Here is a 4,558-nt window from a genome sequence, read left to right as displayed (position 1 = left end):
CGACGAGGACGGCAAGATCGTGGCCTGGCGGGACTACTTCGACATGGCCCCGCTCGCGGCCCTCGGCGGCCAGTAGCGCCGGCAAACGCAAGAACCCCGATCCAGTTCCCTGGATCGGGGTTCCCGCGTCAAATGGTGGTGCCCCCGGCGGGACTCTAGTTGTCGAGCGGTGGTTGAGCTTGCCTACATTCAAGTGGCGGATACCCGTTGGCTCGCCCGTGTGTCTTCTACAGGAGGCTTCGGAGTCGCCCGGCGGAAGTCCTCTGGATGGCTGCACTACGAGTCAGGAGACCTCGTCTTCGACCAGCCCGTAAGGGGGTTGGTCGGCTCGTCGGGAGAAGCGAACGACGATATCGTTGTCGACCGAGGTAGGTGGAGCGTTGTCCACGACTAAGATTTGAGCCCCTTGTCCGGGGCCAGCTAGCCAGTCGTGAAGGTGTTCATAGAAGTCTGCGACGGCGACGCTATCGGCGAATTTGGTGTCGCGATCGCCGCCTTGGCCGAGGTTCTTCTGTGGGCTGTCGATCATGAGGAAACCAGGGTGGGCACTGCCGGTTTCCCAGGCGATCTCGAATATGGCCAGGATCCATGCCAGGGAGATGAGCGTCCGTCCGCCAGACGAGGCGTGTGTATAGCTGGCGCCGCGCATATGTGGAACTAGGTTGGTGTCGACATACACCTGTTCGGCCTTCGGATACCGCCACGAGGTGAGGATCGCGGCGTATCGCTCGCTGATGCGGTGGACGACGTCATTGCGATCAGGTTGCATTGTGGCTTGTTCCAACTCACCACGGAGTGCCCTAAGAGAATTTTCTAATCGTGTGACCGCCGTGCCGCGGCGGTCGAGACTGTCGAACATCTTGATCGCGGTACGCGCGCGGTCCAGGGTCGCCGTGGCGGTCTGTCGGAGCTGCATGAGGTCGTCCCGCTGGCTGAGGAACGGGCTAATAGTCTCGTTGGTGGCTGAGTCGACCGCACTCGCGAGCCCGGCTTCCTCGATCTCGGCTTCCGCGAGCGCTGCCCGTAGCCGACCTAGTTCCGTATTCAGTTCCTCAACGTACTGAGTAATCTCGGCCAGGCGTGCTTTGGTGGCCCTCAATTCTGATGAGACGTCGAACTTGGATTCCGTCAGGACCTCATTAGAGCCTGCACCAGGACTGGCTGTGTTGCAGTCACGGGTATCGCCAGCGGTGGTCTGTCTGGCCGATGGGGCGGCGATCTCGGAAGCACAGAGAGTGCATTCGCCGTCAGCGATATGAGGTGCGTCCCGAAGCGTGGTGAGGCACGCAGGGCACACCTTTATCCGGAGCGGGTCGAAGAGCATTCGTGCTTCGGCGAGCATCGTTAACTTGGTGATGTCGTCCGCGTATTGAGCCCGCAGCGGAACGAATCTCCGCAGCTGTGTCTCCCGGTCGCGTAGAAGGGCAGCCGCTTGCTGGGCGCGGCGCGATGCAACGCGGTGCCGGGTCCGCAAGTCGGTGGCGAAGGTCGACGCCGCACGCGCCTGATCGTCCAGGTTGGCCAGAGCCCGATCTGTCTCCGCCGAGTTTCTCTCAGCTTCGTCGCGGAGAAGCTCGACATGGATACGAGTCCCCAACTCTTGCTCGTCGATGAATGCTTGAGTGGTGATGTAGTCGCTGCGTGCTCGGCTGAGCCTTGTTTCAAGCTCGTTGATGCGGCGCCCGACTACGACGGCCTTGTCATCGTGGACGCCGAACACGACGTCTACAACCTGCCGTAGCTTGAGCTTCTTCATGTGCGCGCTTTCGAACAACAGATTCTTGTCATCGAGGCGCTCGTTGGGCATGAAGCACAGCCACTGCAGCTCGCGGAAGCTTAGGGGGTCGGTTCCGGACTGCGCCTGCGTCGGTGCTTCTTTCAGTTCGACGCCTTCGAGACCGCAGTAGGAGAGCAGCAGACTGGAGAGGCTGGCGGGGTCGCCAGCGGGCGTGATTACACGCCTTTCCATCGGCGGCGCTTCGATCTGGCTGAGACGTCCAGGGCGGATGAATGCCGCCGTGGAAGGTTCACCGACAGCACGCTCGATCACGTGTGGCTGTCCGCTGAGTTCCACTTCGAGCAAGGCGGACCGGACTTTGCGTAGTATCTCGGGATGTTGTGGGTGATTCTTGGCGCCCAAGCAGTAAGCGATGAATTCCAACACGGACGACTTGCCGGTACTGAACGCGCCCGCAATAACCGACAAGGACCGCGCAGCTTCCCCCTCGCTGTCGCGGAAGTCGATTTCGTAGTCCCGATCGATGCCCTTTAGGCGAAGACGGAGTACCCGGATGCCCTGCCGCTGGACCTCCGTCTGCCTGGTACTCAAGGCTGAGTCGGTTCGATTCTCTATGGACGTGGTGCGCTGAGCTCCCGTGGCGGCGGGCTCATCATGGGTGCTCATGTGGGTTGTCCTCAGTTGGCGGTGGCGTCGCTGCGTTCGTAAAGGAAAGCGTGTCCGTCTGGTCGTGCAAGAGATCGACAGCGTCAAGCAGATCGAGCGCTTCGGGGCGCGGAGTGTCGCGTCCTATCGTGGTCCAGGTGCGGACCGCGTCGCGGAGGCGCTTGTCGGTCAGGCGTGACAGGCGGCGGATAAGTACCTCCGCCGATTGACGATAGGACCGTGTGTAGACCGCTGTGAACCTCCCGGCGATGTCCAGGCCCTTTGGGGTTACTGCGTAGAGGACACCCTTTTCGACTGTGGGAGCGACCAGACCGTAGGCGACCAGCCGTGCCAGGTCATGTTGGAGTCGTTCTCGCCGGGTCGTGAAGCGATGCGCGGGACTCGCATAGCTCAGTGCGCGACCGTCGAAGCCGGCCGTCAATAGCCGTTTGCGATCGGCATCGTTCTCGTCGGTGAGCACCAGCAAGGGATTGGCTGCCAGAAAGTCATAGCAACCCAACCGCTCTAGCGAAACGCCTGGCTGCTTAAGGTGCTGCAACGATGCGAGCAAGAGGAGCAGCTGGGCGAGACGAAAAGTGACGTCGTCTTCCGGCACGACGACCGGCAGCAGTCCGCTCGGACTCGGCGGGTGAATATGAGGGATGGTCATGATGCGCCCGCAGCAGGCTGTCCATCGAGTGTTGTGCCCGTGCCATTTTGCGACTCGTCGACCTCGACCTGTACATGGTCATCCGCGACCTGGCGCCAATGCCGTACCCAACCTGCCCGGCGGTTATCGACCACACGATGCATCAGCCCACAGGTGTGTACAGGGCCGCAGGGAAGGCCGCTTCCCAAAGTTGCGTGCTGGGCGCGGATCTCGCGCATGACGGATTTGTGCAAGCCAGGCAGACGGGCGTCCTCGTGGGTTTGGCACGTCTCGTTGAAATGATCTTCCCAGACGCTATGGATGGTCGCGTCGGCCGAGTACAACGCGGCGACCTCAGCTGGAACTCCCTTGTCCACGATCTCGCGGGCCAGGAGTTCGGCGTTGAAGAACTGTTGCTTGGACGATGTGACTTCAACATGGCCAGCTTCACGCAGCTGTCGGACGAACAAAGCTGTGTCCAGCCGTTCGGCGTCCTCGTCGGCGAGGTTCACAACTGAGGTTTCCAGCCGTGTCGCTCGGGCGGGCTCGTAGTAATGCCGACGGACGTCTTCTGCATCGGGAGAGATCAGCAAGCTGCGCAGTTCTGTCTCATCCCAGAGGTCGACAACGACACCACTTTCGCGTTCCTTCTTCCGCTTCCACGTGCCCCACCATTTGGTTGTGGGGCCGTCCATACTCGACGGAATGCAAAGGATCCACTGAGTGAGGGTGAAGCCCTCTACGGCGGCGTTCTTGACCACCGAGTCGAAGGACTCCCGAATTTGCGCCTGGTGGCCTCTGCCGACCTCCGGCATGAAGTACTTCGATTGCCACACCGTCACCGAACCTCCGAGGTCACCGGCGAACACGTCGATGCCCCAGTCTCCGGGATTTGCCGCAACCATCTTGACGGCGCCGGGGCGGACAGCTCGGACCAGTTGGCCAATCATCTCTTCGAAGTCCTGGCGAGCACCATGCGCATTGGCTCGTGCTTGATGCGCCGCGAAGTTGATACGCGCCTCGCCGACGGGTACTCCCGCTGGCGACGGTGCCACCGCTGTGACAGTGCCTTGCGGCATACGCGACCACCTCCATTGGGTCGAGGACGATAGGACTGCAACGACCTATTTCGCGCCGTACCGTCGAGCGCATCGGTGATCGACGCACTACGTTACCGTTGATCAACCCGTGCGAGTGCTTCGCTGAGATCGCGTGACCCAATTGTGCTCGAACAAATTTTGGTCTGATTTCAACCATGACTGGAGCTGTGGCCTCGTTCAGGTGGACTGGAAGATGGCGACTACGCAGTCTTCGGTGATGAACTGCCCACAAGAGATGGGTGAGACGTTTCCCTCAGCCAAATCCTCATGCGGGCTACACCGAGTTCTGCGCCCGCTGGGCGGACTCGAACCCCGAGACGCTCGCCGAGTACTTCGCCGAAGATGCTGTCTACCACAACATTCCGATGGAACCCGTGGTGGGGAAGCCCGCAATCAAGGACTTCCTCGCCGGGTTCCTCGGGGCGT

The 4,558-nt window shown here is 61.2% G+C and carries 4 protein-coding genes; 1 reads left to right on the top strand and 3 read right to left on the bottom strand.

The window, feature by feature from the left end:
* Positions 1–283: 283 nt before the first annotated feature.
* Genes AC1DWC_RS26500 through AC1DWC_RS26490 form a run of 3 tightly spaced genes read right to left on the bottom strand, consistent with a single transcriptional unit; the run spans position 284 to position 4,111 of the window.
* Positions 284–2,404 (bottom strand): hypothetical protein, encoded by a 2,121-nt coding sequence (locus AC1DWC_RS26500; RefSeq protein WP_477912844.1) that lies wholly within the window; start codon positions 2,402–2,404, stop codon positions 284–286.
* On the bottom strand, positions 2,391–3,053 hold the full coding sequence (locus AC1DWC_RS26495; protein WP_477912843.1) for an ABC-three component system middle component 2: 663 nt from the start codon (positions 3,051–3,053) through the stop codon (positions 2,391–2,393). Before AC1DWC_RS26495 ends, AC1DWC_RS26500 begins: the two co-directional genes overlap by 14 nt.
* On the bottom strand, positions 3,050–4,111 hold the full coding sequence (locus AC1DWC_RS26490; protein WP_477912842.1) for a hypothetical protein: 1,062 nt from the start codon (positions 4,109–4,111) through the stop codon (positions 3,050–3,052). The genes AC1DWC_RS26495 and AC1DWC_RS26490 overlap by 4 nt, the downstream gene beginning before the upstream one ends.
* A gap of 260 nt (positions 4,112–4,371) precedes the next feature.
* Between AC1DWC_RS26490 and AC1DWC_RS26485 the strand changes: the two genes are divergently transcribed.
* On the top strand, positions 4,372–4,558 hold a 187-nt coding region (locus AC1DWC_RS26485), incomplete at its 3' end, for a nuclear transport factor 2 family protein (protein ID WP_477912840.1).

It is taken from the genome of Rhodococcus sp. P4_C10, from assembly GCF_056402135.1.
This window is presented reverse-complemented; position numbering and strand designations above follow the sequence as displayed.

What these genes read in the sequence shown, in the direction of transcription:
- AC1DWC_RS26495 (WP_477912843.1), bottom strand. Translation starts at nt 3,053, where the DNA reads ATGACCATCCCTCATATTCACCCGCCGAGTCCGAGCGGACTGCTGCCG.
- AC1DWC_RS26500 (WP_477912844.1), bottom strand. Translation starts at nt 2,404, where the DNA reads ATGAGCACCCATGATGAGCCCGCCGCCACGGGAGCTCAGCGCACCACG.
- AC1DWC_RS26490 (WP_477912842.1), bottom strand. Translation starts at nt 4,111, where the DNA reads ATGCCGCAAGGCACTGTCACAGCGGTGGCACCGTCGCCAGCGGGAGTA.